Source organism: Streptomyces sp. LZ34 (assembly GCF_053890475.1).
The window spans coordinates 367,676-394,243 of sequence record NZ_CM132680.1 but is presented as its reverse complement, the minus strand read 5'-3'; the positions used below and the strand labels follow the sequence as shown (position 1 = coordinate 394,243).

Below are 26,568 nucleotides of genomic sequence, written 5' to 3'. Positions count from 1 at the left end.
GTCGTTGGGTTTTGACCACGCTAATGAGGCGGAATGGCGCCGAGTTGACCGTCGGCGCACGGGGGCGAGCCCGGCAGCGCACGGGGCGCCATCCGGCCGGTCCCGGGCGGCGTCGGCTCAGGCGTGAATGGGGCCCTCGGTCGTCGAGAGCGCGTGTCCGCTGCGGCCGTGCCGCACGGCGATGAGTTCCGCCGCGATGGACACGGCGGTCTCCCGCGGGGTGGAGGAGCCCAGATCGAGGCCCACGGGCGAGTGCAAACCGGCCAGCGCGGCGGATGAGACGCCGGCCTCACGCAGCTCCCGCGTCCGGGCCGCCTGTGTCCGTCGCGAGCCGAGAGCGCCCACGTACGCCAGCGGTCTGCGCAGCGCCTCGACGAGCAAGGGCACATCGAACTTCGGGTCGTGGGTCATCACGCACACCACCGTGCGCCGATCGGTGTGTGTGGCCGCCAGGTACCGATGCGGCCAGTCGACCACCACCTCATGGGCGGCCGGGAAGCGCTCGGCTGTGGTGAAGGCAGGGCGTGCGTCGCAGACGGTCACGCGGTACCCGAGAAAGGCCCCGACCTCGGCCACGGCGGCGGCATAGTCAGTGGCACCGAAAACGAGCAGTCGCGGGCTGGGCGCCCAGGACTCGAACAGCACACGAGCCTGCCGCGGCCCGGTGGCGCCGCCCGTGTCGTATCTCTCCACCCGGGTCTCGTCCAGGCCCAGCGACAGACGCGCGTCGGCCAGGACGGTGGTGTCCAGATCCGCCCGGCCGGTACTCCCCAGGTGCCGGTCCTCGAACAGCGCGATCATCCGGCCCGGCTGGTCGTCCGGACCGGACATCACCCGCGCCAGTACGACCGGCCGTTCGGCCTCCACCGCCCGGTGTGCGGCGGCCAGGACACCAGCGGTGTCCCCCCGCACGGCCTGGACGAAGACCTCGATCTCGCCTCCGCAGGTCAAGCCGACGGCGAACGCGTCGTCGTCGGAGTAGCCGAAGGAGGCGAGCCGCGGCGCCTCGCAGGACAGTACTTCTTGCGCCAGTTCGTACACCGCTCCCTCGACACACCCTCCCGACACGCTGCCCAGCGCCGTGCCGTCGGGACGCACGCACAGCGCCGAACCCGGCGGCATGGGCGCGCTGCCGCTCACGGCCACGACACTGGCGACGGCGTAGGGGGAACCGGAGGCGTGCCACTCGAGGAGACGGGGTGCCAGTTGTCGCATCGATGTCCTCCGACGGGCTGTCAGGTATGGGCGGTCGGCCGGGGCGTGGGCTCCAGCCCGAGGAACACGCGGCCGTTGGCTTCGAGGGCCGTGGCGTCGAGCCCGCCGGCCGGCGCGAAGCGGGCGGGGTCGGGCTGCGCCATGTCGAACGGGTAGTCGCTCCCGCACAGGATCCGGTCCCGCGCGGCATGGGCCAGGAGCAGCCTGAGCACCTCGGGGTCATGAGTGACCGTGTCGAAGTACAGCCGGGTGAACGAATCGGACGGTGGACGGTCGCTTCCCCGGCGCACATCCGCCCGTGACCGCCATCCGTGTCCCCATCGGCCGACCAGGGCCGGGGCGCAGCCCCCGCCGTGGACGAAGCAGATCCGCAGGTCCGGCAGTTCTTCCATGACACCGCCCAGGAGCACCGATGCCACGGCGGTCGTGGTCTCCACGGGATTGCCGATCAGATTGACCAGGTAGTGGTGGTCCCACTCCGGCCGCGGCAGCTGCATCGGGTGCACGAGTACGGCGAGATCCAGCTCCGCGGCGACACCGAGCACCTCGCGCATCACGCCGTCGCCGTAGGACCGGCCCTGCGCGAGCGGGGGGACGGCGACCCCGGCGACACCCTCCATGGTCTTCAGCCGGGTCATCTCGCGCCGGGCGGCGTCCACGTCGTCCAGCCGCACCAGCCCGAGCCCCACGAGCCTGCCGCCGGTGGTGGAAACGGCCTTCGACAGTTGTTCGTTGTAGGAGGCGATGTAGTCGTCCGCCTCGGCCGGCGCGTGGACGGGGAAGGCGAAGGGTGGTGCCGAGACCACACGGGCACCGAGGCCGGCCTTCTCGGTGTCCGCGGCGACGGCGTCGATGTCGGTCATCGCCGCGGTCGGAAACGACAGCGGAATGTCGCCGAGGAACAGTTCGCCGTCGCGGTCGTTCATGCCCCCGAGCGGATTGCCGGGCGGCAGGGCGAGCAGTTCTCGCGGCAGCCAGTGCGCGTGGACATCGATGATTCCGGCGCGGACATCTCGTACGGCCATCTTTCTCTCCTTCGCGACGTCAGGCCGAGGTGTCCGGCGTCTCGTTCGCGGCTCGCATGATCGCGCGCCGGATGGGTTCATAGCCGGTACACCGGCAGATGTTGGAGCCGACCAGAGCTTCCACGCGCTCCGGGTCCCCGCCGATGGTGGGGTCGGCCTCCAGCGCCCCGGCGGCCACCATGAGGAAGCCCGGCGTACAGAAGCCGCACTGCAGGGCGTGCTCGGCCGAGAAGGCCCGCTGGAGCGGATGGGGCTCACCGCCCGGCCCCGCGAGTCCCTCCACGGTCCGTACCGACCTGCCGTCGCACTGCACGGCCAGCATGAGGCAGGCCCGGACGGCCTCGCCGTCCACCAGGACCGTGCACGCCCCACAGATGCCGTGCTCGCACCCGAGGTGCGTCCCGGTCAGGCGGCAGTCCTCCCGCAGGACGTCGGCGAGGATACGGCGGGGCTCCACGTCAAGGGGGTATACTTCGCCGTTCACGGTGAGGGTGATCTTCATCGGTGGTCTCCCTTGAGCTCGGCGGCGCGCGAGCGCTGGTCCGCCGCCGCTTGGCACAGTGTCCTGGCGACCAGGACCGCGATGGCCTGCCGTTTGTACTCGACGTCGGCGAACGGCTCGGGCAAGGGCGCGGCGTCCTGGTCCGCGGCGATCCGGCCTGCGCGGGCGAACGGATGGCCGTCGGGCAGCCGGTATCCGTCCGTGGGCGCGCCGGCCTCGGCGCCGATCAGCGCCCGCTCGGCGGCGTGTGCCCGCACGGGCCTGTCCGCGCAGTTGACCAGGCCGATTCTCGCCTCGCTGATCAGCCCGTCCCGCACGGTCAGGGTCGCCGCGACGGCCACTTGGGCGAAGCAGAAGTGCGTGCGCCGGTGCTCGATGAAACCGACCCCGGTGTCCTCGCCGAGCAGCGGGAACCGTACGGAGGTGATGAGCTCCTCGGGCCGGCGCGCGGTCAGGTACGGACCGCGGAAGTAGTCACCGGCCGCGACCTCGCGCACTCCGTCGGGGCCGTGCAATTCGATGCCGGCGTCGAGGGCCACTCCGATGGCACACCACTCCGAGGCGGGGTGTGCCCAGGCGAAGCTGCCCACCATGGTTCCCCGCGAGCGGATCGGCGGATGGGCGATGTTGACGACAGCCGCTGAGAACAACGTGCCGAGCGGGCCCGGTACGGCCTGCTCCGACTCGAAGACACCATGGCGGACCAGGGCGCCGACCCGCAGCGTGTCATCGGCCACGCTCATGTGGTCGAGTTCGGCGACGCGGTTGATGTCGACCACCAGCTCGGGGCGGATCCGCTGCAGGTGCATCTCCAGGAGCAGACTCTGCCCGCCGGCGATGACCTGCGTCTTGCGGCCGGGGTCGGCGAGCGCGTCGACGGCCTCACGCACCGTGCGCGGTACGGCGTAGTCGAAGGCGGCGGGTTTCACCGGACCTCCTCCTCGATCTTCGGGGCGCGGGCCGCTCGCCACACCACGTCCGGGGTGAGCGGCATCTGGAGCAGGTCGGGGTCGGCGATCCGCAGTGCGTCGGCCACGGCGTTGACGATCGCGGCCGGAGTGCCGATGCAACCCGACTCTCCCGCCCCTTTCGAGCCCAGTGGTGTGCTGGGGCTCGGTGTGCAGGTGTCCTTGATCTCGATCGGCGGAATCTCGGTGAATGTCGGGAGCAGATAGTCCAGCAGCCCGTTGGCCAGGTGGGGGACGCCGTCCTCGTCGAAGGTGATGCCTTCGTAGAGCGCTTGGCCGATGCCCTGCACGGCCGACCCGAAAGCCTGCCCCCGTACCACCATCGGGTTGAGCACCACTCCGCAGTCGTCCACCGCCACCACCTGTAGCACCCGCACGGTGCCGAGCTCCGGATCGACCTCGACCGCCGCCGCGTGTGTGCCGAACGGGAACGCCATGCCCGCCTCGAACCGGTCCTCGACCCGCAACGGCCCGGTGGCCTTCACCAGTTCGGTCAGGTCCATGGCCGCCGCGCCGCCCTGGATGGGGTGCACGGTGCCCGCGGACCACGCCACGTTCTCGACCGGCAGCTTCCACAGTGCCGCGGCCCGCTCCCGGGCCTCGTCGATGAGCAGGGTGGCGACGTGCCGCAGCGTCGCGCCGGCCACCTGCGCCGAACGGCTGGCGAAGGAACCCAGACCTTCGGGCTGTTCGTCGGTGTCGCCCTCGACGAGCCGGACCCGCTCCTCGTCCACGCCGAGGGTCTTGGCGACGAGCGCGGGGAAGACCGTCTCGTGGCCCTGGCCGCTGGGGGCCGCCCCGCACCGAGCGGTGATCGTCCCGTCCTCGCCGACCTCGAGACTGCCGAACTCGTGCAGTCCGCCCGGTTCGCCACCGGAGCGCTCCACATAGCAGGACAGCCCGATGCCCAGCGGCAGAGCGGCGGGGTCGTTCCGGCGCCGGGCCTGCTCCGTCCGCCACTTGTCGTAGTCGAGGGTCTCCAGCGCCAGGTCGAGCGCGGCGGCGTAGTTTCCGCTGTCGTAGCGTCGGCCGGTGGGTGTGTCGTACGGGAAGCTGTCGGGCGGGATGAAGTTGCGGCGCCGCAGCTCCGCCGGGTCCATCCCCAGCTCGCGGGCCAGCAGGTCCATGGTCCGCTCCAGTGCGATCGCCGCCTCCGGCCGGCCCGCGCCACGGTAGGGATACGTGACCATGGTGTTGGTCAGCACCGAGCGGAGGGTCGCATGCACTCGGGGCGTGGTGTAGGGGCCCGTCGCCATCCAGACGGTCTGCATCGGGAGCCCCACCCCGAGATGCGGATAGGCACCCACGTCGGCGTCGATGTGCAGCTCGTACCCCAGCAGCCGGCCGTCGGCGTCGGCGGCGAGCCGGACCCGCTGGTCCTGCCCCCGGCCCCGGGTGGCGACCGTCATGGACTCCAGACGGTCCTCGATCCAGCGCACCGGCCGTCCGAGCCGCACCGCCAGGTAGGCGACCGCCACGAACTCCGGGAACGACGCGCTCTTGGAACCGAACGCCCCTCCGGTGTCCGGCACCACGATCCGCACCCGCTCCACCGGCCACCCCAGCAGCGTCGCCAGTTCGCGGCGCAGCCGATGCGGCATCTGATGCCCCGACCACACCGTCAGCCGGTCTCCCTCGGGCACGGCGAGGATCGTCCGGCACTCCATCGGAGTGGGCATCAGCAGCTGCTGGCGGTACCGGGCCTCCACCACGGCCGCCGCCCCCTGCCACACCGAATCCTCGATGGGCTGCCCTGCCGATCCCTCGAAAGCCACGTTGCTCAAGCCGTCGAACAGCGGAACCGCATCCTGCGCCGCGGCCGCCGGGGTCACCACCGCGGGCAGGGGATCGATCCGGAAGGTCACTTCCGCGGCCCCGTCCTCGGCCCGGTAACGGTCCTCGCCCAGGACCACCGCGACCGCCTCGCCCGGGTACCGCACCCGGTCCTTCACCAGCGCCGGCCACTCGCGGCCGGCCACCGCCTCGTCCGAGGACAGCTTGGCGAGCACCGTGTGCGGAACCGGGGGGAGGTCCTGCAGATCGGCGGCGGCCTGTGCGCACGCGGGTATGGCCGCGAGATCCGTGGCGGACCACGCCCCCACCACTCCGGGTACCTCACGGGCGGCTGCGCAGTCCACCTCCCGCAGGGTGCCGTGTGCCACTTTGCTTCTTACGAATGCGGCGTCGAGACAACCCGGCACATTTATGTCGGCGACGTAGCGTCCACTGCCGGTGAGTAGCCGCTCGTCCTCGCGCCTTGCCCAATTTGCCACAACTGTACCTCCGCTTTTTCTCCTCGTCAGGGAGTGTGCGGCGCCGGGTGGAGCGCGGTGCGCAGGGTGCCGGCGGCGAGCGTGATGGCCGCCTGTGCCGCGTGGGTCTCGCGCAGGGCGTTGAGCATGACGAAGTCGTGGATGATGGCCTGGAAGCGCACCGCGGTGACGGGCACGCCGGCTTCGCGGAGCTTGTTGGCGTACGCCTCGCCCTCGTCGCGCAGCACGTCGGCCTCGCCGGTGATGACCAGGGCCGGGGGCAGGCCGGTGAGCTGCTCGGTGGTGGCGCGCAGCGGGGAGGCGGTGATCTGGGCGCGCTCGCTCTCGTCGGTGGTGTACTGGTCCCAGAACCACTGCATGCCGTCCCGGCGCAGGAAGTAGCCGGTGGCGAACTGGTGGTACGAGCCGGTGTCGAAGTTCGCATCCGTGACCGGGTAGAACAGCACCTGCTGGACCAGGGGCACGTCGCCGCGCTCCTTTGCCATCAAGGTCAGCGCGGCGGTCATGTTCCCGCCGACGGAGTCCCCGGCCACGGCCAGCCGCGAGCCGTCCAGGCCCTTGCCCGCGCCCTCCCGGACGACCCACTGGGCGACGGTGTAGTTCTGCTCGATGGCGACCGGGTAGCGGGCCTCGGGGGAGAGGGCGTACTCGGGGAAGACCACGGCGGCGTTCGCGCCGACGGCCAGTTCACGGACCAGACGGTCGTGGGTGTGGGCGTTGCCGAACACCCAGCCCGCGCCGTGGATGTAGAGGATCACCGGCAGGGTGCCCGCGGCACCTGCCGGCTTGACGATCCGAGCCCTGACCTCGCCCGTGGGGCCACCGGAGACGGTGATCCACTCCTCGTCGATCTCGGGCTTGTCGATGGCGCCGGACTGCACCTCGTCGACGGCCTTGCGCCCCTCCGCCGGGGCGAGCTCGAACAGGTACGGCGGGTTGTCGGTCGCTTCCGCGAAGGCCTTCGCGGCCGGCTCCAGCACTGGCTGGACCGGCGTGCTGCCGTTGGACATACATCGTCTCCTGAACTGTGTTGTCGAAACGTGGGTGGAAAAACGTGACGGTGCCACGGAGGCGAACCGAGCCGGGAAGGGCTCAGGCGCGTACCAGCGGGGTGTCGACCAGGTGTTCGGCGAGGAACCACGCCTGGAGTTCGCCGGTCCGGATCACCTGCGAGACAAGAAGGTCGTTGGTGCCGTCGTCGCCCAGCTCGGCGGTGCGCGTGGCGGCGTCGTGGGCGTCGACGAGGATCGACTCGTGGGCTTCCAGCAGCCGCGACAGCATGGCCGGGACCTCCTCCACGCCGTCCGGAGGCCGCGGTATGGAGGTGATCTCGGCTACCTGGCGCGGGTCCCCGACCGCGACACCGCCCAGGGTCTGCACGCGCTCGGCGAGCGTGTCCACGAGGGCGAGCTGCTCATCGGCGTGCTTGTCCAGCACCAGATGCAGTTGGTAGAACGTCGCGCCGCGCATCAGCCAGTGGTGCTTCTTGTAAAGGCCGTACAGGATCTGAGTGTCGGCCAGAACCCGGTTCAGCCGCTGAGAGGAGTACATGCGGGCGTCGTACGACAGGCCGATCGGGAACTGCTTGACGGTCCCGAATTCCTGGATCACCGCACCCTTCTGGTGCAACCACGGCTGGCTGCCTCGTGCTGCCACGGGTGCGTCCCCCGACGGGGAGTTGTCGGTCATGATCGGTCTCCTGAGCATCTGGTGCGGAGGGGTACGACACGACGTTAGGCGTCCAGCCACATGCCGCCTTGACCGTGGGCGCATGTGTTGTGGTCCGGGAGCGCACCGGCCAGAGAGGAGCGCTCACCCCCCGGCCGACGGGTCACCAGGCGGGGCACCGGACCCGGGCGGCCTTGCCGCTCGGGTAGAACGGGATCCTGCCACAATGCCTGCCATTCGCTGGGAGACATCCCATACGCGGCCCGGAAGACCCGGCTGAAATGCGCCGGGCTGATGAATCCCCAGCGGCGGGCCACGGCGGCGACCGTCCGGCTCGCCCGGCCACGGCGTGCCAGCTCCTTCCGGCATTCCTCGAGCCGGCGCTGCCTGATCCACCGGCCGACCGTCGTGCCCTGTTCCTGGAAGAGCTTGTGCAGGTAGCGCACGGACATACCGTGATGCCGGGCGATCGCCTCAGGTGACAGCCCGGAGTCGGCGAGATGTCTGTCGATGTAACCGCGGACGCGCGCCAGCTGGGTGTGGTCCGCATCGCGGGCACAGGGGGTCTTCCCGTCGAGGCTGTCCGCCGCGAGCGTGGCCAGCAGATCCGTGACGGTGCGCGCGAGCTGCTCCCTGACGTGGTTGGAGTGGGCGTCGCCCTCGTCGGCGAGCCGGGAGACGATGGGCAGCAGCAGGGCGGGCAGCCGCGTGCCGGCGTGGATGGGCTGCGCCGTGAGGCTGCGCAGATCGTGCTCAGCCACCCCCAGTGTCCTGCGCGGAATCACGACGATCTTCGCCTGGTAGCGCTCGGGGGCGACCACCGTAAAGGGGTGCGAGGCATCGTAGAAGGTCAGGTCCCCCGGTCCCAGAGAGGCCGCTCGGCCGTCCTGGTGGACGGTGGATGTTCCTGCCCGCTGCATGTGGGCCATCAGGAAGTCGCGCCCGTCGGCAGCGATGTGAGCCGGGGTACGAAAGGTTGCTATCGGGTCGGACTCGATCGTGACGATCCGCACCGGGCCGAGCTGCGCGACTCCGATGCCGGCGGACCAGCGCTCCCCTCCTCGCAGAATCATGTCCAGGCCGATGAACGTACGTGAGACGGCGCTTCGCCAACGGGCGAGTTTTCTGTCCGACGGCAGCGTCGCCGGGGAGTGAACGGCATGCCTCCTGCTCTCGGCAGGCGCGCCGCCGCTCAACGACGCTCCGCCGATGGGTCCTGGCAGGGCATACGTCCTCCTGATGTACCGTGCACGGACTGGGATGGAGACCTGACCCTAGGTGCGCGCGGTGGAAGAACAGTGAAAGCGAGAGCGGCGGCTCGTCGGTCCGGGATGTCGAACGGCGGAGGGCCGCGGGGGCGTGCCGGCGGGGACGCGGCGGGCGAACCCCTGCGGTTCCAGATCCTGGGGCCGATGCGCGCGTGGCGGGCGGCTACCGAGCTGGACCTGGGGGTTCCACAACAACGCTCGCTCCTGGGTCTGCTCCTGGTGCGGGCGGGAGAACACGTACAGCTGAGTGAGGTCATCGACGTTCTCTGGGCGGAGCGGCCACCCGCCACGGCGGTCAATGTGGTCCACCGGTACGTCGGCCTGCTGCGGCGGCTGCTGGAACCGGAGCTGCCGCCCAGGGCGCCGGGCCGCTGGCTCCTGCGCGAGGCCGGCGGGTACCGGCTGCGGGTGGCGGCGGACTCCGTCGATCTGCTGCGGCACCGCGATCTGGCCGGCAGGGCCCGGCGGGCGGCGGGCGACGGGCGGCCCGGGGAGGCGCTGGAGCTGTTCGCTCAGGCGCTCGCCCTGTGGCGGGGTACGGCCGTGGCGGGCCTCCCGGTGACGGTGCGCCGGCATCCGGTGTTCACCGGCCTGGACTGCGAATACCTGGACACGGTGGGCGAGGCCGCCGACGCCGCGCTGAACTGTGACCGGGCGGGGCAAGTGGTGCCCCTGCTCCGGCAGGCAGCCGCCCTCGACCCGCTGGACGAACCGTTGCACGCCAGGCTGGTCCTGGCACTGACCGCTTCAGGACACCGGGCACAGGCCCTGGCCGCCTACGCCGACGTCAGGCGCCGGCTGGCCGAGGACCTGGGCGTCTCCCCGGGCCCCGAACTGCGCGCGGCCCACCGGCGAGCGAGGGGCCCCGGGCCGTCGGCCCCGCCCGCCCACGGCTCCGGTACCGGCACCGGCCGACCGCATCGCACCGCGGGCGCCGACGACCGGCAGGAGGCGCTCCCCGCCGCCTCCGTACCCTGGGTCCGGCCCGCCCAACTGCCCGCCGACCTCGCGGTGTTCTCCGGCAGACAGGCGGAACTCACCCGCCTGCTCGGCATCCATCCCCGGGCGGCCGCATTCCCCCAGGCCGCGACGATCGGCGTGATCAGCGGCATGGCGGGCATCGGGAAGAGCACGCTGGCGGTGCACTGGGCCCACCAGGTCGCCGACCGCTTCCCCGACGGACAGCTGTACATCAATCTGCGCGGCTTCGACCCGAGCGGGTCCGTGATGCGACCCGCGGAGGCCATCCACGGATTCCTGCACGCCCTCGGCGTACCCCCGCAGAGCGTCCCGGAGGGGCTCGACGCCCTGGCCGCGCTGTACCGCAGCCTGCTCGCGGACCGGCGCGTCCTCGTCCTGCTGGACAACGCCCGTGACACCGACCAGGTACGCCCGCTGCTGCCCGGCGCCCCCGGCTGTCTGACCGTCGTCACCAGCCGAGACCAGATGCTCGGCCTGGTCGCCGGCCAGGGAGCCCGGCCGGTGCCCCTGGAACTGCCGCCCGTCACCGACGCCCGCGCCTCGCTGGCGCGCCGTATCGGCCGTGACCGGGCGGCCGCCGAGCCCCAGGCGCTGGAGGAGATCATCGCCCTGTGCGGCCGGCTCCCGCTGGCGCTGGCCGTCGTCGCCGCCCGTGCCGCCATCCACCCCGGCGTCCCGCTGGCCGACATCGCCGCGGAACTCCGCCTGACCCACGGCAGCCTCACCGCGTTCTCCGGCACCGACAGCACCTCCGATGCCCGTGCCGCCTTCTCCTGGTCCTACGACGCGCTGTCTCCCGAGGCCGCCCGGACGTTCCGGCTGCTCGCCCTCCACCCGGGACCGGACCTCACCGCCGGCGCCGCGGCCAGCCTGGTGGGTCTCCCCGTCCGCCGGACCCGGACCCTGCTCACCGAGATCACCCGTGCCCACCTGCTCACCGAACCCACCCCGGGCCGCTACACCTTCCACGACCTGCTGCGCGCATACGCCACCGAACTGGTCGAGGACCAGGACACCGACACCTCCCGCCGCCGCGCACGCCGACGGATACTCGACCACTACACGCACACCGCCCACACGGCCGCCCTGCGGCTCTCGCCGGACGAGGACCTCATACCGCCGGAGCCGGCCATGAGCGGTGTCACGCCCGAGCCCCTCACCGACGACCGCCAGGCCCTGGCCTGGCTCACCGCCGAGTACCCCGGACTGCTCCCGGCCGTGCGGCAGGCCGCGGTGTCCGGGTTCCACGCCCACGTCTGCCACCTCGCCTGGTCCCTCGAGGCGTTCTTCGACCGACGCGGGCACTGGAAGGACTGCCTGGCCACCCAGCGCGCCGCCCTGGACGCGGCACGGCGTCTGGCCGACCCGGCGATGGAGGCCTACGCCGAACGGTCCCTCGCCCGAATCGAAGGCCGGCTGGGCCACTACAGCGAAGCGCGGGCCCGACTCGACCGGGCCGCCGACGAGTTCGACCGACTCGGCGACACCGTCCGGCTCGCCCACACCCACCGGAGCCTCGGCTGGACCTCCGACCGCCAAGGCGACCTCGCCGGAGCGCTGCGCCACAATCAGCGGGCCCTGGACCTGTTCCGGGCGGCAGGTCGGCGAGCGGCGCAGGCCAGAGTCCTGAACGCGGTGGGCTGGTACGCGGCCCTGCTCGGACGGTACGACGAGGCCCTCGCCCACTGCGAGCAGGCCATCGACCTGCTCCGGGAATCCGGCGACCGCTACGGCGAGGCCGCCACCTGGGACAGCATCGGCTACGCCCACCACCACCTCGGCCAGTACAAACAGGCCGTGATCGATTTCCACAACGCCCTCACCGTGTACCGCGAACTCGGTGTGCCCTACCAGGAAGCCGACACCCTGACCCGCCTCGGCGACACGCATGACGTGGTGGGCGAGCACGACGTCGCCCGGGCCGTGTGGCAGCGGGCCCTGACGCTCTTCACCGAACTCGGCCGAACCGAAGAAACCCAACGGGTCCAGGCCCGGCTGCGGGACGCGAGCCGCCTACGGAACCTCGCCTGAGGTGGTTCTCCCGGCCACCCGGATCACCGTGGCCGGGCGGTGCCGTTGCTTCCGCCCGGTGACACCGTCACGGTGCTCTCCGAAGGCGCTCCAGACGGTGAGGGCGGCGGCGACGGACTCGCCGAGCACGATCGGCGTGAACAGTTCGTAGCGCTCGTCGGCCGTACCGTGCCGTGCTGGGATAGCCGCACCCTGACGCGTGTCGATAGCATGCGTTTCGTGACGACGCCGTTACCCAGACCCGGTGCGGTCCGTACAGCCGCTGAGTTCGTCGCCCTGCTGCGCACGGTGAAAGCCCGGTCCGGTCTCTCGTACCGGGCGTTGGAGCGCAAGGCCCGCAGGGCGGGCGGCCAACTGCCGACGAGCACCGTCGCCGGCGCGCTGAACCGCGTCTCACTGCCGAGTGAGGAAGTCGTGGCTGCCCTGGTCCGGGCCTGCGGCGGTGACCCCGAGACGGTCGAGGAATGGGTCCGGACGCGCCGCGCACTGGCGCTGCGGGAAGAATCCGCACCCGGCACAGACCCGCCCGGGCCGACTCCGGAGCAGCCGAACGCCACCACCGGCGACAGCCCCCAGGAGGATCGGGACGGGGCGACCGGCCGGCAGCTCGTCCCGTGCCTGCTCCCCCCGGACCTGTCCCTGTTCGTCGGCCGGGAAGGTGAGCTGGCCGAGGCCTGTCGACGGCTCGACCAGGAAGGCTCCGGGCCGGAGACCCTGTTGGTCACCGGCCCGGCCGGTGTCGGCAAGACGGCCTTCGCCGTGCGTACCGGACATCTGCTGGCCCCGCGATTCCCGGACGGCCAGCTCTATGTGGACCTCCGGGGCTTCGACGACGACCCGGCGGAGCCGTTCACGGTCCTCGGGGCCTTCCTGCGGGCGCTCGGCGTGCGAGGCGGCGCCGTGCCCCCCGAACTGACCAGCAGAATCCACCTCTACCGCACACTGCTGGCCCAGCGGCAGATGCTCATCGTCCTGGACAACGCGGCCAACGCGCTACAGGTGAGCAACCTCCTGCCGAGCGGTGCCCGCTGCGCCGCCCTCGTCACCAGCCGGACCACCCTGGCCGACCTGGCCGGCCGCCGGCTCCCCCTGGACGTACTGGACTCTGCCACCGGGCTCGCCCTGCTGCGCGAGATGCTGGGCCCGGACCGGACCGCCGCGGAGCACGACTCGGCCCGGTCCATCGTGGAAACCTGCGAGGGCCTTCCCCTCGCGGTCTGGGTCGCCGGGGCGCGACTGGCCGCACGACCGCACTGGCCACTGGTCAGAGTCGCCCGCGCCCTCGCGGACGAGCAGCGCAAGCTCGACGAGCTGGCGGTCGGCCACATCGCCGTACGGGCCAGCCTTGAACTCACCTACCAGGGGATGGCCCCGACCACACAGCACGCCCTGCGGATGCTCGCCCTGCTGCCCGGCCCGGACTTCGCCCCCTGGGCCCTGGCCGCCCTGCTGGACACCGGCCTGGCCGACGCGGAGACCGTACTCGACGACTTGGTCGAGGTGCACCTGGTGGAGATCGCCTCGGCCGGTGCCACCGGATTCCGCCACCGACTGCACGACCTGGTGCGGCTGCTCGGCCGGGAGCGGGCGGAACGGGAGGTCTCCCGCCAGGAGCGCGCGGCCGCACTCACCCGGCTGCTCGGCGCGAGCCTGCACCTCGCCGACTTCGCCGCCGAGACCCTCAGCGTCGACTTCCTGGGCATCTCACAGACGGATCTGGCCTGCTGGCGGCTCTCCCCGACGGACACCGACCAGGTCTTCACCGACCCACTGGACTGGTTCAACGACGAACGCCGATTCCTCATCGACGTGGTCGACCAGGCGCTCGACAGCGCGGACATCGGGCCGGCCGCCGGGCTGGCCACCGCGCTGACGACACTCTTCCAGGTCGGCAGCCACTTCGACGACTGGGAGCGGCTTCAAGGCCGGGCACTCAAGACAGCGCTGCGCGCCGGCGACCGGCGCAGCGCCACCAAACTCCACCGCTGCCTCGGTGAACTCACCACCATCCTCGACCGTTACCCGGAAGCGCTGGAACACTTCGAGCAGGCCCTGCTGCTCGCCGAGGGAGAGGGCCCGGCCTACCGGGCCAGTGCCACGGCCGGGCTGGCGTATGTGCACCGACTGCTCGGCCAGTACTCCGCGGCCGTGCGCCAGTTCGGAGAGGCCTCCGAGCTGGCCCGGTCGGCGGGAAACGCCAACTGCCTCGTCTACGCGACCAACGGTATCGGCGTCATCGACCTCGAGCTGGGGCGCGTCGAGGCGGCCATGGCGCGGTTCACGGAGTGTCTGCGGGTGAGCAGGGAAGCGCACTATCGGCCCGGCGAGGCCCAGGCCCTGCGCTGCCTGGGGCAGAGCCACCGCGAACTCGGCGACCACCCGGCCGCCGCCGACTGCTTCCGGCAGGCCGCCTCGATCAGCGAGGACCTCGGCGACCGGCTCGGCGCCACGCACGCCACCTGCTGGCTCGGGGATGTCCTGGTACGGCAGGGCGCGCAGGCGGAAGGGCGCCGATTGCTGGCCCGGAGCCTTTGGGCCTACCGGGAATTCGGCAACCTGTGGGGCGAGGCCGCGACGCTGTACGCGCTCGCGGAGGCACAGCTCAAGGCCGGCCGCCCAGGGCCGGCCCGCCGTCGCGCCGAAGCCGCGGTCAGGCTGTGGCGGCAGATCGGCTCCCGAACCTGGCTGGCCGTCGGCCTCGACACCCTGGCCAAGGCACACACCCTGGCCGGCGACCCCGCAGCCGCGGCCCGGGCCCGGGACGAGGCCGAGGCGGCGCGGACGGCCTTGCCCCACGCCGATGGATGAGGCGCCGCAGTCGCCCCGGGGTCAGTCGATCCAGACCACGACCGGAATCCGTATCGCCCGGACGTCGTGGTGGACGCTGTACTCGACGATCACAGGCTCGCCCGCGACCTGGATGCTGAACCGCGTGTCATGGTCGTCCATCGGGTCGCCAGGGGGCTGCCGGTGCTTGTCCAGCGCACCGCCTGCTTCGAGCGCGAGAGCGGCGATGAAGTTGGCGACCTTCTTGGCCAGATCGGGGGGCATCGCCACGATGGCCGCGGCCGGAGTCTCCTCGATGTACGCGGCCCAGCCCGGCCGGGGACGCTCACGGTTCACCCGTTGGCTCCCTCGAGCCGGGTCATGAGGTCGTCGATGCTGACCAGGTTCCGCCCGGCAGCGGCATTCGCGCGGCTGCGCTCCGCCAGCGGGGCCTTGGCCAGCATCGCGATCTTCCACCACGAGCGCATCACCGCGGGAACGACGGCCTCCTCGGCGGCCAGGACCTCCCCGTAGAAGCGGGCGCGCTGCTCACCGCTCAAGGCTTCACCGATGGCGTTGATGGTATGCGGAATGGCGGCGACCTTGCGGTCAACGGAGTGATCGGGCTGTGCGCTCATGCGCACCTCCTCGAGGTCGGGGCCAGGGCCTGCTGATGACAGTACCCGCGGGCGCGTCGTCCGCGAGCCGTTGTTCGCACGTGGCGCCGTTTCCGCGGAGTCGGTCGTCAGTACACGGTGAGGCCGTAGGCGTTCAGCACCTCCTGGATGGGCTGGTAGAAGGTGCTGCCTCCTGAGGTGCAGTCCCCGGTGCCGCCGGAGAGAATGCCAATGATCTTGTCGCCCGCGTAGAGCGGGCCGCCGCTGTCACCCGGCTCGGCGCAGATATCGGTCTGGATCAGACCGTAGACGATGTCACCGTTTCCGTAGTTGATGGTGGCGTTGAGCCCGGTGACCCGGCCACAGTGGACGCCGGTGGTGGCCCCCCGGCGGCAGACCTGCTGGCCGACGTAGGCGGTGGCGGTTCCGGTGAGGTCGACGGTTCCGGCGGTACCGGGGTGCGGTACGGCCGTGTTGGCGTACCGGACGACGCCGTAGTCGTCGCCGGGGAAACTGGTGCCCGTCGTCGGGCCGACCGCCGTGGTCAGGCCGGAGCTGGTGTACCAGGTGGGCAGGCCGTCGGTGCAGTGGCCGGCCGTGATGAAGTAGTACGTGGAGCCGCTTTGCACATTGACCCCGACGGAACAGCGCCAGCCCGCGGAGGCGTAGACGCCGTCGCCACCCGAGAGGAGGGTCCGCAGCGCTCCGTCGAGCCGTTCGACGGTCACGGCACCCCCGAAGCGCTCGGCGGTACGGTCGAGCCTGGCCAGGTCGTCGCCCCCGACCGTGGAGCCGACGAACACGCGCAGCGTCCCGGTGCGTTCGTCCACGGTCCAGGCAGTCCCCGGGACGTCCAGGGACTCGACGGCCGAGGCGGCCTCGGACACGGAGGCGGACACGGAAGCGGACGTCACGGCGGGTGACACGTCGTCGACGGCAGCGGCCGCACTCGTACCGGCTGTCATGAGAGCAGCCGCGGTGAACAGGCTGGACACCGCGGCGACCAGCCGGGAACTTCTCCAGGTACGGCGTGCCGTTTTCACCCGAACCTCCTTGAGAGGACTGCCGGTCAGGCTTGACCTGCGTCGATGCCCCGTGAAATGACGAAATACGGCTCAGCTGCTTCATTGTGCCCTCGGTCCGGCCGACGCGTAACCCAACTCCCCAGCCGTTAAAGGGAAAAGAGAACGAGGCGCTACGGAGCGACGGCGGCCGGGGCAGGAGCGTGGTCGCTCGGGTGGCGGGCAGGAGATGGCCGACCGCCGGCCGGAACCCGGCCTCCTCGGGTGGGGCGAGGTGCGTTCTGGCCCCTCCTCATAGAGGGACATCGGGTCGTCGAAGGGCCACTGTGGAGGCCGCGCGGCGGCGCGGCAGACAGAGCTGGGCGGCCAGCAGCCCGGCCGCGCCGACGAGGGCCCACAGCGCCCATGGGCCGATCGCGTACGCGGCGCCGCCGATGAGCGGTCCGGCCCCCGTACCGATCGTGTACGCGACGCCGTGCAGCCCCTGGTAGCGCCCGACCATCCGCGGCGGCGCCAGACTTCCCAGGTAGGCCTGGGAGATGGAGCTGGTCATCATCTCGCCGAGCGTCCATATCAGCACCGTCGCCGCCAGCAGGACCATGCCGGTCGTGAACCCGGTCAGCGCGAGACCGGCGCCGATGAGCAGGTTGCCGATGGCCAGGACGTACTCCGGCCGGTACCGGGCGACCGCGTCGGTGATGGGCAGCTCCAGCGCCAACACCAGCAGACCGTTGAGCCCGATGAGGAGACCGAAGTCGCCCGCGCTCAGACCCATGTCGCTGACGTGCAGGGGCAGGCCGACGGTGGACTGGATGTAGACGAACTCGGCGACCACGGTCATCAGCAGGAATCGCACCAGGGTGCGGTCGGCGAGCGCCTGCCGGTACCCCACCGCCCGGTCCGCCTCCGGATCCGCGTCGTCCTGGTCGGCCCCCGGCTGGGGCGCGTCCCGCAGCAGCACCCCCACGACCACGCCGAACAGCAGGCACGCGGCGGCATTGCCCAGGAAGAGCCCCACATAGGAGGTGCTGGCCAGCACACCGCCGATGACGCCGCCCAGGGCAGCGCCGATGTTCATCGCGAACCGGAACACCCCGAAGGCAGCGAGCCGTTGCTGGTTGGTCGCCGCCACGGAGTCGAGCAGCACCGCGGCCGCGGCCGGCCGGTAGATCTGCGACGTCACGCCGATGAGACCGACCACCGCGACGATGATCGGGAGCGGTCCGAGGGACGGCACGATCGCAGTCAGCCCGGCGGTGGTCACGGCGGACAGCACGATGGTCCATCGTCGGCCGATCTTGTCGGCGAGGTAGCCACCGACGGCGTTGCCGAGCACTTTGCCCACACCGGACGCGCCCAGCACGAGCCCCGCGGCACCGGCGGAGTAACCGCGCTCGGTCAGGTAGAGCACAATGAACACGGGCAGGAAGTTGCCGACCTGGTTGACCAGAATGCCGAGACTGACGATCCACACCCGGCCGGGCAGACGGCGCAGCGCGTCGCGGAACCGCGGCTCGTCGACGTCCGACTGGTCCGGCGGCGCGGTGCTCACGCGACGGGCTCGGTGCGCACGTGTATCGCCGCGGCCAGCCGTCTGCCGTGGGCGATCGCTTCGGTGGCGGTGGCGCCGCGGGCGATGACGTGACCGACCTTGTCCTCGTTCCAGGTCAGCGGTGGTACCTCGGCGCCCGGCTCCACCTCCAACTGGAGGTCGACGAACGCCGGGTCCGCGCGCACGGCGTCGACGCCGGTCACCTCCACGACCCGTCCGGGCTCCGGCGTGAGGAACCGTACGGCCGCTCCGCCCCGAGGCTCGGGCGACGTGGCCAGCGGCTCCACCACGCCGAACCTGGCGCCCAGCGCGTAGCGCTCCATGTCGACGCCGTAGGCGATCTCGGCCAGTTCGTTGATCCGGTCACCGCCGATGCGGTTGTGCGACTCCACGATCCGCGGGCCGCGCGAGGTCAGCTTGACCTCGGTGTGCCCTGGACCGTTGCGCAGCCCCACCGCGTCGAGGAAGTCCGTCACCAACCGCGTGACCTCGCGCAGCGTCTCGGGCGAGCAGCCGCTGGGCTGCGAATGTCCGATCTCGACGAAACCGGGGCCGCTGCACTCCTTGTCGGTCACCGCGACGACCACATGCCGGCCGTCGAAGGTCAGGGTCTCCACGCTGATCTCCGGGCCGTCCAGGAACTCCTCCATGAGGAACTCGTCGAAGGAATCGGCACGGGACAGGTCCTTGGCGGCCCAATGCCCGTCGTCGAGGGATCGGAACCGTTCGGCGACGACGTCCACGTCGGCTCGGTCGCGGATGCAGAACACCCCCAGGCTGCCCGATTCGCGGATCGGCTTGACGATGATCGGGAGCCCGTGCGCCGATACGAACTCCCGAACGTCCTGCGCGGAACGGCCGACCGCGGAGGCCACCGGGCTGATGCCCCTCGCGGCCAGGTGTCGGCGCATCCGCCACTTGTCCAGCAGCAGTTCCACGGTGGCGACGGACTCGCCGCCGAGGCCGAGCGCCTCGTTGATCCGCGCCGTCGGCAGCAGCCCGAGCTCGAACAGCGACACGGCGGCCTGGAACGGGTACGCCTCGTGCAACGCCCGGACCAGCGGCAGGAGCCGGTCGATGTCGCCGTAGTCGAGCAGCAGCGCCTGATCGACGTAGGGCCAGTGGCCGCGGTCGTACTCGTCCGGGAACTGGGCGTGCACCACGTCCAGGCCGAGCTCCCGGGCCTTGCGCACATGCTTGAGCTTGCCGCCGATGACCAGGACCCGAGGCCGTGCGGTGGCGACTGCCGAGGACCGTTGGCCGGTGGGCACGACATCGTGGGACAACGTGGCTCCCTCTCTCACGCCACCTCCGTGCGGTGCGCCGCACGGAGGCTCAGCGGCCTCATGTCCGTCCACATGCGATCGACGCGGTCGAGGCAGTCGTCGGCGTGAGCGCAACCCTAGAGCCGAGCCATCACGGCGTGCATCACATTTTCAGCCTGGGCCTGAGCACGGAGGACAACACGCTCGCCCGCTTCCCCAGTCGCTTTCGACGTCAACGCTGGCACCGGATCGTCGCCCTGATGCTGTCGGAAGTAGTGCCTTGAGCAAGTCGAGCGTCGCGGTCGGCATCCGTGACGGGTTCGGCCGCGACCTGGCCCTGGCCGGCCAGGAGAATCTCCGCCGCGTCGTCCTGCGCGAACGCGACCGCCCCGCGGCGGCGAACGTGGGGGAGGGTCTCAGTGCGCGAGTCTCAGTGCGCGAGCTTCAGGCCGGCCACGCAGCCGACAATGCCGACGAGCAACAGCAGTTTCAGCCAGCCGGCGGGCTCGCCGTCGAAGAGCATGGCGTATGTGGCGGTGAGCACCGCGCCGATGCCTACCCAGACCGCGTACCCGGTGCCCACGTGCACCGTCCGCAACGCGAAGGACAGGCCCGCCATGCTCAGTACCAGACCGATACCGAAGACGACGGTCGGCAGTGGTCGGCTGAACCCTTCCGACCTGCTCAGCGCCGTGGCCCACACGGCCTCCAGGACCCCGGAAACCACGAGAACGATCCATGCCATGACAGACTCCCCGCGTCGTCTTGTCATGTCTGGGTACGGCGCACCTCGTCCAGGAGCTTGTCGGGCTCTGCCGGCCATTCTCGCACACAGGCCCCGGCGCACTCGGTTCGTTCGGTGCCGTTGACACGGCGTCCTTCTCCGCCGCGTGCGGAGTGGGCTGACCGGGGTCAGGGGGTCATGGCCCGGCCAGGTCCTCGCGCTGCCGGCTCAACTCGTTCGCGCGGTCGACCTCGGCCATGTGCTCCTCGGCCCAGGTCCGGACCGCAGCAAGCACATCTTCCAGTGACAGGCCGAGTTCGGTGAGCCGGTAGTGCACGCGTGGCGGAACCGACGGCTCGACCCGGCGCGCGACCAAGCCGTCGCGTGCCAGGTTCCGCAGGGTCACCGACAGCATCTTCTGCGAGATCCCGGGGATCCGGCGCTGTAGCTCGCCGAAGCGCACTTCGTCCGGGGATGCCTCCGCCAGCACCTTGACGGCCATCGACGTCCACTTCGTGCCGATCCGGTCGAGCAGCTGACGCGTCGGACACTGCGGGGCGAACACGTCGCCGCGCGCGCCGTCGGAGGCACCTCCGGCCTGGGAAGTCACCTGGAGCTCACCACCTGAAGGGAAAGTGCGGTCTTGGACACCTCACATTAGGCACCTAGCGTTCCCTTGTCACCATTGGTTACTCAAGGGAGCGCGCATGGCTGCAACAACCATCCCCCCGTCCACCGACCCCCACCACCCCCGGGTCGAACTGCGGCAGGTCACGGCCAACGGCATCGAACTCAACGTGGCGACGGCCGGGCAGGGCCCCGCCGTCCTGCTCCTGCACGGCTTCCCGCACACCTGGCGGCTGTGGACCCACGTCATCGGTGAACTGGCCACCCGGTACCGGGTGATCGCGCCCGACCTCCGGGGCTTCGGCGACAGCGCCCGGCCGGCGGACGGGTACGACGCGGGCACCCTGGCCGCGGACGCCGAAAGCCTGCTGGAGGCGCTCGGGGCGACCTCCGCGGCCGTGGTGGGCATCGACGTCGGCACCCCGCCCGCGTTTCTGCTGGCCATGCGCCGACCCGACCTCGTACGGCGGCTGGTCGTCATGGAGTCGCTGCTGGGCCGCTTGCCCGGTGCCGAAGAGTTCCTCGCCCAGGGCCCGCCGTGGTGGTTCGGCTTCCACGGCGAACCCGGCCTGGCGGAGTCCGTGCTCTTGGGCCATGAAGAGACGTACGTCACATGGTTCCTCGACCGCGGCACACTCGGTCGCGGAGTGCGGCCAGACGTCCGCGACCTGATCGTCCGCGCCTACGCCGGAAGCGAGGCGCTGCGCTGCGCGTTCGGCCCGTACCGAGCGCTGTCCTCCACCGCCCTGCGGATCCGGACGGCCGTGGACTGGGCTCGACTGACCGTCCCCACCCTCGCGATCGGCGCCCACCCCGTCGGACGCGCGCTGGAACACCAACTGCGCCCGTACGCCGACCACCTGGAGGGTCACGTCATAGAGGACTGCGGCCACATCATCCCGCTGGACCGCCCCGACGCTCTGCTGGCCCTCCTGCGCCCCTTCCTCGCCGCAGACCGCTGAGAATGACCCGCCCTCACGGCACTCGCCGCAACCTGGGCACCCAGGAGAAGCCGATGGCTTCGCGAGGACCGGTGGTCCTTCCCGCACCGATTTGCCGAACCGGCAACGCGATTCGCGCTGATGCGGCATTCATCGCACGATCGCTGTACGAGCCGAGCCGAGCCGAGCCGCCGCCCGCGGCCTGCCGCCGTCGTCGCCCGGCGCCCGTGCGCTCGGCGCCTGAGAGATCAGCAGTTCTGGAGGAGTTATGTCGCAGCCCGCCCAGGTCATGGATGTCGCGCATCGTCTGGTTCCCACTCCCGCGGGCAGGATCCATCTGGTGGAGCAGGGGACCGGACCGCTGGTCCTGCTGGTGCACGGCTTCCCCGAGTCCTGGTACTCATGGCGTCGCCAACTGCCGGTGCTGGCCGCGGCCGGGTACCGCGCGGTCGCCATCGACGTCCGCGGCTACGGGCGTTCCTCGAAGCCAGAAAGCGTGGCCGCGTACCGGATGCTCGACCTCATCGAGGACAACGCCGCAGTGGTGCACGCGCTCGGCCAACAGACCGCGGTGATCGTCGGTCACGACTGGGGATCAACCATCGCTGCGAACTCCGCTCTGGTCAGGCCCGACGTCTTCCGCGCGGTCGGTCTGCTGAGCGTCCCCTACACCCCGCGCGGAGGACCGCGGCCCAGCGAAGCCTTCGCGCGGATGGGCGGAGAGGCCGAATTCTACGTCTCCTACTTCCAGGACCCCGGCCGGGCCGAGGCCGAGATCGAGCCGGACGTACGCGGCTGGCTCGCCGGTTTCTACGCCGCCCTGTCCGGCGACACGATGCCTGCGCCCGACGCCCCCGACCCACACTTCGTCAGCCCTGGCGGGACGCTGCGTGACCGGTTTCCCGAAGGCCGCCTGCCCGCCTGGCTCAGCGAACACGACCTCGACATCTACGCCGGCGAATTCGAACGAACCGGCCTCAGCGGCGCCCTGAACCGCTACCGCAACATGGACCGGGACTGGGAAGACCTCGCCGACTTCGACGGCGCCCCCCTCACCCAACCGTCGCTGTTCCTCGGCGGAGCCCTGGACGCCTCCACCACGTGGCTGGCCGACGCGATCAAGGCCTACCCCGCCACCCTGCCCGGTCTGCGCTCCTCGCACATCCTCGACGGCTGCGGCCACTGGATCCAGCAGGAACGCCATGAGGAGGTCAACCGGCACCTGACCGACTGGCTCGGCTCCCTGCCTGCCTGAACACGCACGGGTTCCGGTGGAGCGTGTCGGGGTCGGCGGTCCTCTGTCAGCCAGGCCGGTCGCCGTGCCGGTCATGACCGCAGGGGCACGGGGTGGTCGCACGCGCTGCACATACGCGGCTCGCCATTCCGGGGAGGGATCCGAACCCAGCTCACTCCAATATTCCCGGCCACGGGTAATCTTCCCGTTCCGAACCGTCCAGAACGACGCGACCCGATGAACGCCCATCATGTCGTGAAGGACCTCCACTGGCTCCGTGGCGCTCATCTGTCCGTCGTGCGGGGTCGGCGTGCGTCATCAGGGGTTCGGTCGGTGGTGCGTTCATCGGGTCTCTCGGTCGCGACGTGGTGAGTCGTCGGCGCGGACGAAGACGGGCTTGAGGTGCTTTTCGGGCAGTGCGTCGGGGAGTTGTTCCCAGTCGAGAACGTGGGAGACGACCCGTGCGGGGTCGACGCTGCCGGAGCGGGCGAGTTCGAGGGCGTCGGGGATGTGGTTGCGGACGTTGTCTCGGGCGATGCGCAGGGTGACACCGGTGAGGTACATGTCGAGCAGGGGCAGCTCGCCGGGGCGGAAGTGGTTGCCGGCGGACTCGCAGATGCCTTCCGGCGCGAGGGATCTGACGGCGAGGGCGAGTTGGTCGACGCGGCCAGTGGCCTCCACGGCGATGTCGAAGCCGTGCCGGACCGGCTCGACCGCCTCGGCGGTGCGGGCGCCGTAGCCCTCGGCGAGCTTGCGGTGTTCGGGGTCGGGGTCGACGTACAGCACGTCGGAGGCGCCGAGCGCGCGGGCGATGTCGCAGACGTACAGGCCGATGCTGCCGCGCGCGATGACCAGGACCCGGGCTCCGGGCCTGTTCTTCAGATGGGGAGCGACCAGTCGCCAGGACAGGGACCAGTTGTCGCTCGCCGAGGCCATGGCGACCGGGTCGAGATCGGCGGGCAGGGGCACGAGCATGGCGTCCGCCCAGGGGACGCGGACCAAGTCGGAGAAGAGCCCGCCCCAGCTGCCGCCGATGGGTGCGCCGTACATGGCCATGTGCGGTACGGCGGTGCAGTGGGCGGTCAGTCCGGCGCGGCAGTTCTCGCAGGTGCCGCAGTTGATGGACCAGGGGACGACCACGAGGTCGCCGGGGGCCACGGCGGTGACGGCGCCGCCGGTTTCGACAACCTTCGCCACGCATTCGTGGCCGAGGGCGAAGGGCGGGTCGACGCTGTATCCGATGTGCGGCTGTCGCCGCGTGGCATGCCCCGCCAGGATCGCGGTGTCGACGTCGCAGGAGGTCGCGGCCACCGGGGCGACGATCGCCTCCTGGTCGGACTGGAGCTTGGGGTCGGGCGCCTCGCGCCATTCGACGGTGTTCCGGGCGACGTAGGTCAGCTCACGCATCGGCCCGCTGCTTCTTCGCCAAGGCGACCAGGTCGGTGTAGCGGAAGACCGATCCGCCGGCGCCCCAGGTGCCGTCGGGTTGCTCGTGCACCAGCACCCACACACGCAGGGCGTCGTCCGCCGGAAGTCCGGCGGCGTCGAGGACGGTCTTGGTGGCGTCCTCGACGAGGCCGGCCTTGCGCCGCTCGGACAGCGCACCTTGCGGAACGGTTACCTCCACGAGGAAGCGGGGCGCGTCGTCCTCGGCGGTCGTCTGCGCCCCCTTGGGCAGCTCGATGAGGTAGCCCCACGCCTGGGCGCGGAAGAACGCGGTGTCGGGCGCGCCCTCCCAGCGCAGTAGGACGGCGGCCAGTTCGCGCTGGATGGTCCTGCGACCCTCCTCGGTCAGCGCCCCGGACAGGACGGTGAGCCGGATCATCGGCATGACGAAGTCTCCCCTCGTGCTCTGCGCACGGCCTATAACGGTCGTTATAACCGAAGGTCACGCTAGACTATGACGAGCGTTATAACCAGAGGGGAGTTCGGCCTTGGCCAAATCCAGCGCGCCGTCGCGTGAACGCATCGTGGCCGGTGCGGCCGACATGATCAGCAGGCGCGGCCTGAACGCCACGAGCATCCGAGAGCTGGCCAAACACGCCAAGGCCCCACTCGGCTCGACCTACCACTTCTTTCCCGAGGGCAAGCGGCAACTGGCCACCGAAGCCGTGCGCTACGCCGGTGAGGCGGTCGCCCGCCTCCTGCGCAAGGAACTGGAGGCGGGCCCGGTCGCCGGAGTGCGCGCCTTCCTGGCCCTGTGGCGCGGCATCGTCGTCGACAGCGACTTCCGCGCCGGCTGCCCCGTGCTGGCCGTCTCCGTCGAGGAGCCGCCGGTGGACGAGATCCCGCCGGCCCTCGTCGCGGCCGCCGAGGCGTTCGAGGGCTGGGAACAACTGCTCACTCAGGCGCTGCGGGAGCACGGCGCCGACCCCGACCGGGCCCCCCAGCTTGCGGCCCTCATTGTGGCGTCCGTCGAGGGCGCCATTGCCATGTGCCGCGCCAAGCGCAGCATGCAACCCCTGGACCAGGTCGCGCAGCAGCTCGAAGTCCTGATCGTCGGGGCGCTCGACCGTCCGGCCTGACGGGGGGATCCATGACCGCCACGTCGATCATCATGACGTCGAGGCCCTGACCGCTGTCCGCCTTCAGATGGCCCCCGATGGCCCGGCGGCAGCCGGTTCAGCAGGTTGGAGAGCGGGCCGATCTGGTGCGGGACGCACTTAGTCCGTGATAAGTCGCACCGGCAAGCGCTCAGGCCCGTTAACGACGATGGAGCTCAGGAGAGTTGGCTCTCCATCGGGTTCGACATGGATGGACCTGTTCAGCAGCTCATTGTAAAGAAGCCGTAGTTCGACGCGGGCAAGCATGCTGCCCACGCAGAAGTGCTCGCCGAAGCCAAGCGCGATGTGCCGGTTCGGTTGCCGCGTTATGTCGAAGCGGTCAGGCTGATGGAAAACCGACTCGTCGCGGTTGGCCGAGGGAAGCCAGAAGGTTACTCGCTCACCGGCCGCGATGCGCTGCCCGCGGATCTCCACCGGACGTGTCGTGGTGCGCATGATGTGGGTGGCGGTGGAGGTCCAGCGCAAGACCTCTTCGACCGCGGAGGGCAGGAGGGCCGGGTCGTCCGCGAGGGCACGCCACTGGTCGGGGTGGGCAAGGAACGCGAGCATGCCGCCAGAGGCCGCGATTCGCGTGTTCTCGGTGCCTCCGACGAGCAGATTGTCGCAATTCAGGATCACATCGTCCGGGGTGAGGCGCTCGCCGTCGATGCTGGCCGTTGCCAGAACGCTCACCAAATCGTCGGCCGGGTTCTTTGCCTTGTCCGACTGGAGGGCTTCGAAGTAGCCAAGAATATCCAGATGGGCGAGTCGTTGAGTCAGCGGATCGCCCGCGCCGAAGGCCTCACTGGTCAGTGTGAAGAGTCGTTCCCAATCGGCGCTCGGAATGCCCATCATCTTGCATATGACGTACAAGGGAATTCGCGCGGCGATATCGGTTACGAAATCGCAGTCGCCGCGCTCGAGGGCCTCGCCGACCACCTGGTGGGCGACCTCTTGTATGTCTTTCTCGATGACCCGTACCGACCGGACCGAGAACCATTCGTCGATCAGTGACCTGAGTTGGCGGTGTCGGGGAGGGTCGGTCAGGGCGAGAGTGCGCCCGCCGCCGGGGTCGGCGCCGTGGCTGACGGGGCGCAGCAGGATTCCCTGGGCGGAGCTGTACGTGGCCGCGTCGCGGTAGGCCGAACGCACATCGTCGTACCCGGTCAGGGCCCAGAAGCCGGGGAGTTCCGCGGTGGGCGGGTGCCAGTACACGGGTTGGTTGGCGCGGAGCCATCGCCACTGAACGTATGGATCGCCCTTCGCGTAGAGCTCAGGGTCCACCAGATTGATGTTCGGGGGCTGCTCGGCCGGCTCGGAGAACATGCGGATCTCTCGCAATTCTG

Annotated in this window: 23 protein-coding genes and 1 riboswitch; of the genes, 5 read left to right on the top strand and 18 right to left on the bottom strand. The window is 70.8% G+C overall.

The features are described from left to right. Window positions 1-117 precede the first annotated feature (117 nt). The 8 genes from ACWY4P_RS01660 to ACWY4P_RS01625 all read right to left on the bottom strand — a co-directional run bounded on the left by ACWY4P_RS01660 (window position 118) and on the right by ACWY4P_RS01625 (window position 8,724). Window positions 118-1,215, bottom strand: a complete 1,098-nt coding sequence (locus tag ACWY4P_RS01660) for an XdhC family protein (protein ID WP_456208278.1) — start codon at window positions 1,213-1,215, stop codon at window positions 118-120. A gap of 20 nt (window positions 1,216-1,235) precedes the next feature. Beyond that, window positions 1,236-2,240 carry an amidohydrolase family protein gene (locus ACWY4P_RS01655; protein ID WP_456208277.1) on the bottom strand — a complete coding sequence of 335 codons (1,005 nt, stop codon included), beginning with the start codon at window positions 2,238-2,240 and terminating at the stop codon, window positions 1,236-1,238. A 19-nt stretch (window positions 2,241-2,259) separates the two neighbouring features. Continuing rightward, the gene (locus ACWY4P_RS01650; protein WP_456208276.1) at window positions 2,260-2,742 is read right to left on the bottom strand and encodes a (2Fe-2S)-binding protein; all 483 of its coding nucleotides are present in this window, start codon (window positions 2,740-2,742) and stop codon (window positions 2,260-2,262) included. Beyond that, complete coding sequence (locus tag ACWY4P_RS01645; RefSeq protein ID WP_456208275.1) at window positions 2,739-3,671, bottom strand: FAD binding domain-containing protein; 933 nt, start codon at window positions 3,669-3,671, stop codon at window positions 2,739-2,741. The genes ACWY4P_RS01650 and ACWY4P_RS01645 overlap by 4 nt, the downstream gene beginning before the upstream one ends. After that, the gene (locus ACWY4P_RS01640; protein ID WP_456212776.1) at window positions 3,668-5,911 is read right to left on the bottom strand and encodes a xanthine dehydrogenase family protein molybdopterin-binding subunit; all 2,244 of its coding nucleotides are present in this window, start codon (window positions 5,909-5,911) and stop codon (window positions 3,668-3,670) included. Before ACWY4P_RS01640 ends, ACWY4P_RS01645 begins: the two co-directional genes overlap by 4 nt. 98 nt (window positions 5,912-6,009) lie before the next feature. Further along, window positions 6,010-6,993 (bottom strand): alpha/beta hydrolase, encoded by a 984-nt coding sequence (locus tag ACWY4P_RS01635; protein ID WP_456208274.1) that lies wholly within the window; start codon window positions 6,991-6,993, stop codon window positions 6,010-6,012. Window positions 6,994-7,075: 82 nt separating this feature from the next. Then, entirely contained in the window at window positions 7,076-7,672 is a 597-nt protein-coding gene (locus ACWY4P_RS01630; protein WP_456208273.1) for a Dps family protein, read from the bottom strand. Between the two features lie 44 nt (window positions 7,673-7,716). Next, on the bottom strand, window positions 7,717-8,724 hold the full coding sequence (locus tag ACWY4P_RS01625; RefSeq protein WP_456208272.1) for a helix-turn-helix domain-containing protein: 1,008 nt from the start codon (window positions 8,722-8,724) through the stop codon (window positions 7,717-7,719). A gap of 339 nt (window positions 8,725-9,063) precedes the next feature. Here ACWY4P_RS01625 and ACWY4P_RS01620 point away from each other — a divergent pair, with 339 nt between their 5' ends. Next, a complete protein-coding gene (locus tag ACWY4P_RS01620) occupies window positions 9,064-11,931 on the top strand; it encodes an AfsR/SARP family transcriptional regulator (protein WP_456208271.1) in 2,868 nt (955 codons plus the stop codon). Window positions 11,932-12,150: 219 nt separating this feature from the next. Further along, on the top strand, window positions 12,151-14,739 hold the full coding sequence (locus ACWY4P_RS01615) for an ATP-binding protein (RefSeq protein WP_456208270.1): 2,589 nt from the start codon (window positions 12,151-12,153) through the stop codon (window positions 14,737-14,739). A 21-nt stretch (window positions 14,740-14,760) separates the two neighbouring features. On the opposite strand, the gene ACWY4P_RS01610 is transcribed toward ACWY4P_RS01615, so the two are convergent. From ACWY4P_RS01610 to ACWY4P_RS01580, 7 genes are all read right to left on the bottom strand, one after another. Beyond that, window positions 14,761-15,054, bottom strand: coding sequence for a hypothetical protein (locus tag ACWY4P_RS01610; protein WP_456208269.1), 294 nt, complete (start codon window positions 15,052-15,054; stop codon window positions 14,761-14,763). Further along, window positions 15,051-15,335 (bottom strand): hypothetical protein, encoded by a 285-nt coding sequence (locus tag ACWY4P_RS01605; RefSeq protein WP_456208268.1) that lies wholly within the window; start codon window positions 15,333-15,335, stop codon window positions 15,051-15,053. The genes ACWY4P_RS01610 and ACWY4P_RS01605 overlap by 4 nt, the downstream gene beginning before the upstream one ends. 107 nt (window positions 15,336-15,442) lie before the next feature. Then, the gene (locus ACWY4P_RS01600; protein ID WP_456208267.1) at window positions 15,443-16,357 is read right to left on the bottom strand and encodes a S1 family peptidase; all 915 of its coding nucleotides are present in this window, start codon (window positions 16,355-16,357) and stop codon (window positions 15,443-15,445) included. Window positions 16,358-16,628: 271 nt separating this feature from the next. Then, a complete protein-coding gene (locus ACWY4P_RS01595; protein ID WP_456208266.1) occupies window positions 16,629-17,888 on the bottom strand; it encodes an MFS transporter in 1,260 nt (419 codons plus the stop codon). After that, window positions 17,885-19,174, bottom strand: coding sequence for an ATP-grasp domain-containing protein (locus ACWY4P_RS01590; RefSeq protein WP_456208265.1), 1,290 nt, complete (start codon window positions 19,172-19,174; stop codon window positions 17,885-17,887). The genes ACWY4P_RS01595 and ACWY4P_RS01590 overlap by 4 nt, the downstream gene beginning before the upstream one ends. A 409-nt stretch (window positions 19,175-19,583) precedes the next feature. Continuing rightward, window positions 19,584-19,898 carry a DMT family transporter gene (locus tag ACWY4P_RS01585; RefSeq protein WP_456208264.1) on the bottom strand — a complete coding sequence of 105 codons (315 nt, stop codon included), beginning with the start codon at window positions 19,896-19,898 and terminating at the stop codon, window positions 19,584-19,586. Between the two features lie 9 nt (window positions 19,899-19,907). Continuing rightward, a riboswitch (guanidine-III (ykkC-III) riboswitch) is annotated at window positions 19,908-19,969 on the bottom strand. 104 nt (window positions 19,970-20,073) lie between these two features. Further along, window positions 20,074-20,487 carry a winged helix-turn-helix transcriptional regulator gene (locus tag ACWY4P_RS01580; RefSeq protein WP_456208263.1) on the bottom strand — a complete coding sequence of 138 codons (414 nt, stop codon included), beginning with the start codon at window positions 20,485-20,487 and terminating at the stop codon, window positions 20,074-20,076. 97 nt (window positions 20,488-20,584) lie between these two features. Between ACWY4P_RS01580 and ACWY4P_RS01575 the strand changes: the two genes are divergently transcribed. Then, the gene (locus ACWY4P_RS01575; protein WP_456208261.1) at window positions 20,585-21,466 is read left to right on the top strand and encodes an alpha/beta fold hydrolase; all 882 of its coding nucleotides are present in this window, start codon (window positions 20,585-20,587) and stop codon (window positions 21,464-21,466) included. Between the two features lie 247 nt (window positions 21,467-21,713). Further along, window positions 21,714-22,700, top strand: coding sequence for an alpha/beta fold hydrolase (locus tag ACWY4P_RS01570; protein ID WP_456208260.1), 987 nt, complete (start codon window positions 21,714-21,716; stop codon window positions 22,698-22,700). A gap of 321 nt (window positions 22,701-23,021) precedes the next feature. Here ACWY4P_RS01570 and ACWY4P_RS01565 read toward each other — a convergent pair whose 3' ends face one another. Together ACWY4P_RS01565 and ACWY4P_RS01560 are read right to left on the bottom strand one after the other, a co-directional pair. Then, complete coding sequence (locus ACWY4P_RS01565; RefSeq protein WP_456208259.1) at window positions 23,022-24,086, bottom strand: zinc-dependent alcohol dehydrogenase; 1,065 nt, start codon at window positions 24,084-24,086, stop codon at window positions 23,022-23,024. Continuing rightward, complete coding sequence (locus tag ACWY4P_RS01560) at window positions 24,079-24,510, bottom strand: tautomerase family protein (RefSeq protein ID WP_456208258.1); 432 nt, start codon at window positions 24,508-24,510, stop codon at window positions 24,079-24,081. Before ACWY4P_RS01560 ends, ACWY4P_RS01565 begins: the two co-directional genes overlap by 8 nt. A gap of 103 nt (window positions 24,511-24,613) precedes the next feature. Here ACWY4P_RS01560 and ACWY4P_RS01555 point away from each other — a divergent pair, with 103 nt between their 5' ends. Beyond that, entirely contained in the window at window positions 24,614-25,204 is a 591-nt protein-coding gene (locus ACWY4P_RS01555; RefSeq protein ID WP_456208257.1) for a TetR/AcrR family transcriptional regulator, read from the top strand. A 138-nt stretch (window positions 25,205-25,342) separates the two neighbouring features. Here the strand turns inward: ACWY4P_RS01555 and ACWY4P_RS01550 are convergent, their stop codons facing one another. Next, on the bottom strand, window positions 25,343-26,548 hold the full coding sequence (locus ACWY4P_RS01550) for a cytochrome P450 (RefSeq protein ID WP_456208256.1): 1,206 nt from the start codon (window positions 26,546-26,548) through the stop codon (window positions 25,343-25,345). Window positions 26,549-26,568: the final 20 nt, after the last annotated feature.

Excerpts from the sequence above, each read along its gene's own strand:
- ACWY4P_RS01660 (WP_456208278.1), bottom strand. The coding sequence starts at position 1,215 with ATGCGACAACTGGCACCCCGTCTCCTCGAGTGGCACGCCTCCGGTTCC.
- ACWY4P_RS01655 (WP_456208277.1), bottom strand. The coding sequence starts at position 2,240 with ATGGCCGTACGAGATGTCCGCGCCGGAATCATCGATGTCCACGCGCAC.
- ACWY4P_RS01650 (WP_456208276.1), bottom strand. The coding sequence starts at position 2,742 with ATGAAGATCACCCTCACCGTGAACGGCGAAGTATACCCCCTTGACGTG.
- ACWY4P_RS01635 (WP_456208274.1), bottom strand. The coding sequence starts at position 6,993 with ATGTCCAACGGCAGCACGCCGGTCCAGCCAGTGCTGGAGCCGGCCGCG.
- ACWY4P_RS01630 (WP_456208273.1), bottom strand. The coding sequence starts at position 7,672 with ATGACCGACAACTCCCCGTCGGGGGACGCACCCGTGGCAGCACGAGGC.
- ACWY4P_RS01625 (WP_456208272.1), bottom strand. The coding sequence starts at position 8,724 with ATGATTCTGCGAGGAGGGGAGCGCTGGTCCGCCGGCATCGGAGTCGCG.
- ACWY4P_RS01620 (WP_456208271.1), top strand. The coding sequence starts at position 9,064 with ATGCGCGCGTGGCGGGCGGCTACCGAGCTGGACCTGGGGGTTCCACAA.
- ACWY4P_RS01605 (WP_456208268.1), bottom strand. The coding sequence starts at position 15,335 with ATGAGCGCACAGCCCGATCACTCCGTTGACCGCAAGGTCGCCGCCATT.
- ACWY4P_RS01585 (WP_456208264.1), bottom strand. The coding sequence starts at position 19,898 with ATGGCATGGATCGTTCTCGTGGTTTCCGGGGTCCTGGAGGCCGTGTGG.
- ACWY4P_RS01575 (WP_456208261.1), top strand. The coding sequence starts at position 20,585 with ATGGCTGCAACAACCATCCCCCCGTCCACCGACCCCCACCACCCCCGG.
- ACWY4P_RS01570 (WP_456208260.1), top strand. The coding sequence starts at position 21,714 with ATGTCGCAGCCCGCCCAGGTCATGGATGTCGCGCATCGTCTGGTTCCC.
- ACWY4P_RS01565 (WP_456208259.1), bottom strand. The coding sequence starts at position 24,086 with ATGCGTGAGCTGACCTACGTCGCCCGGAACACCGTCGAATGGCGCGAG.
- ACWY4P_RS01560 (WP_456208258.1), bottom strand. The coding sequence starts at position 24,510 with ATGCCGATGATCCGGCTCACCGTCCTGTCCGGGGCGCTGACCGAGGAG.
- ACWY4P_RS01550 (WP_456208256.1), bottom strand. The coding sequence starts at position 26,548 with ATGTTCTCCGAGCCGGCCGAGCAGCCCCCGAACATCAATCTGGTGGAC.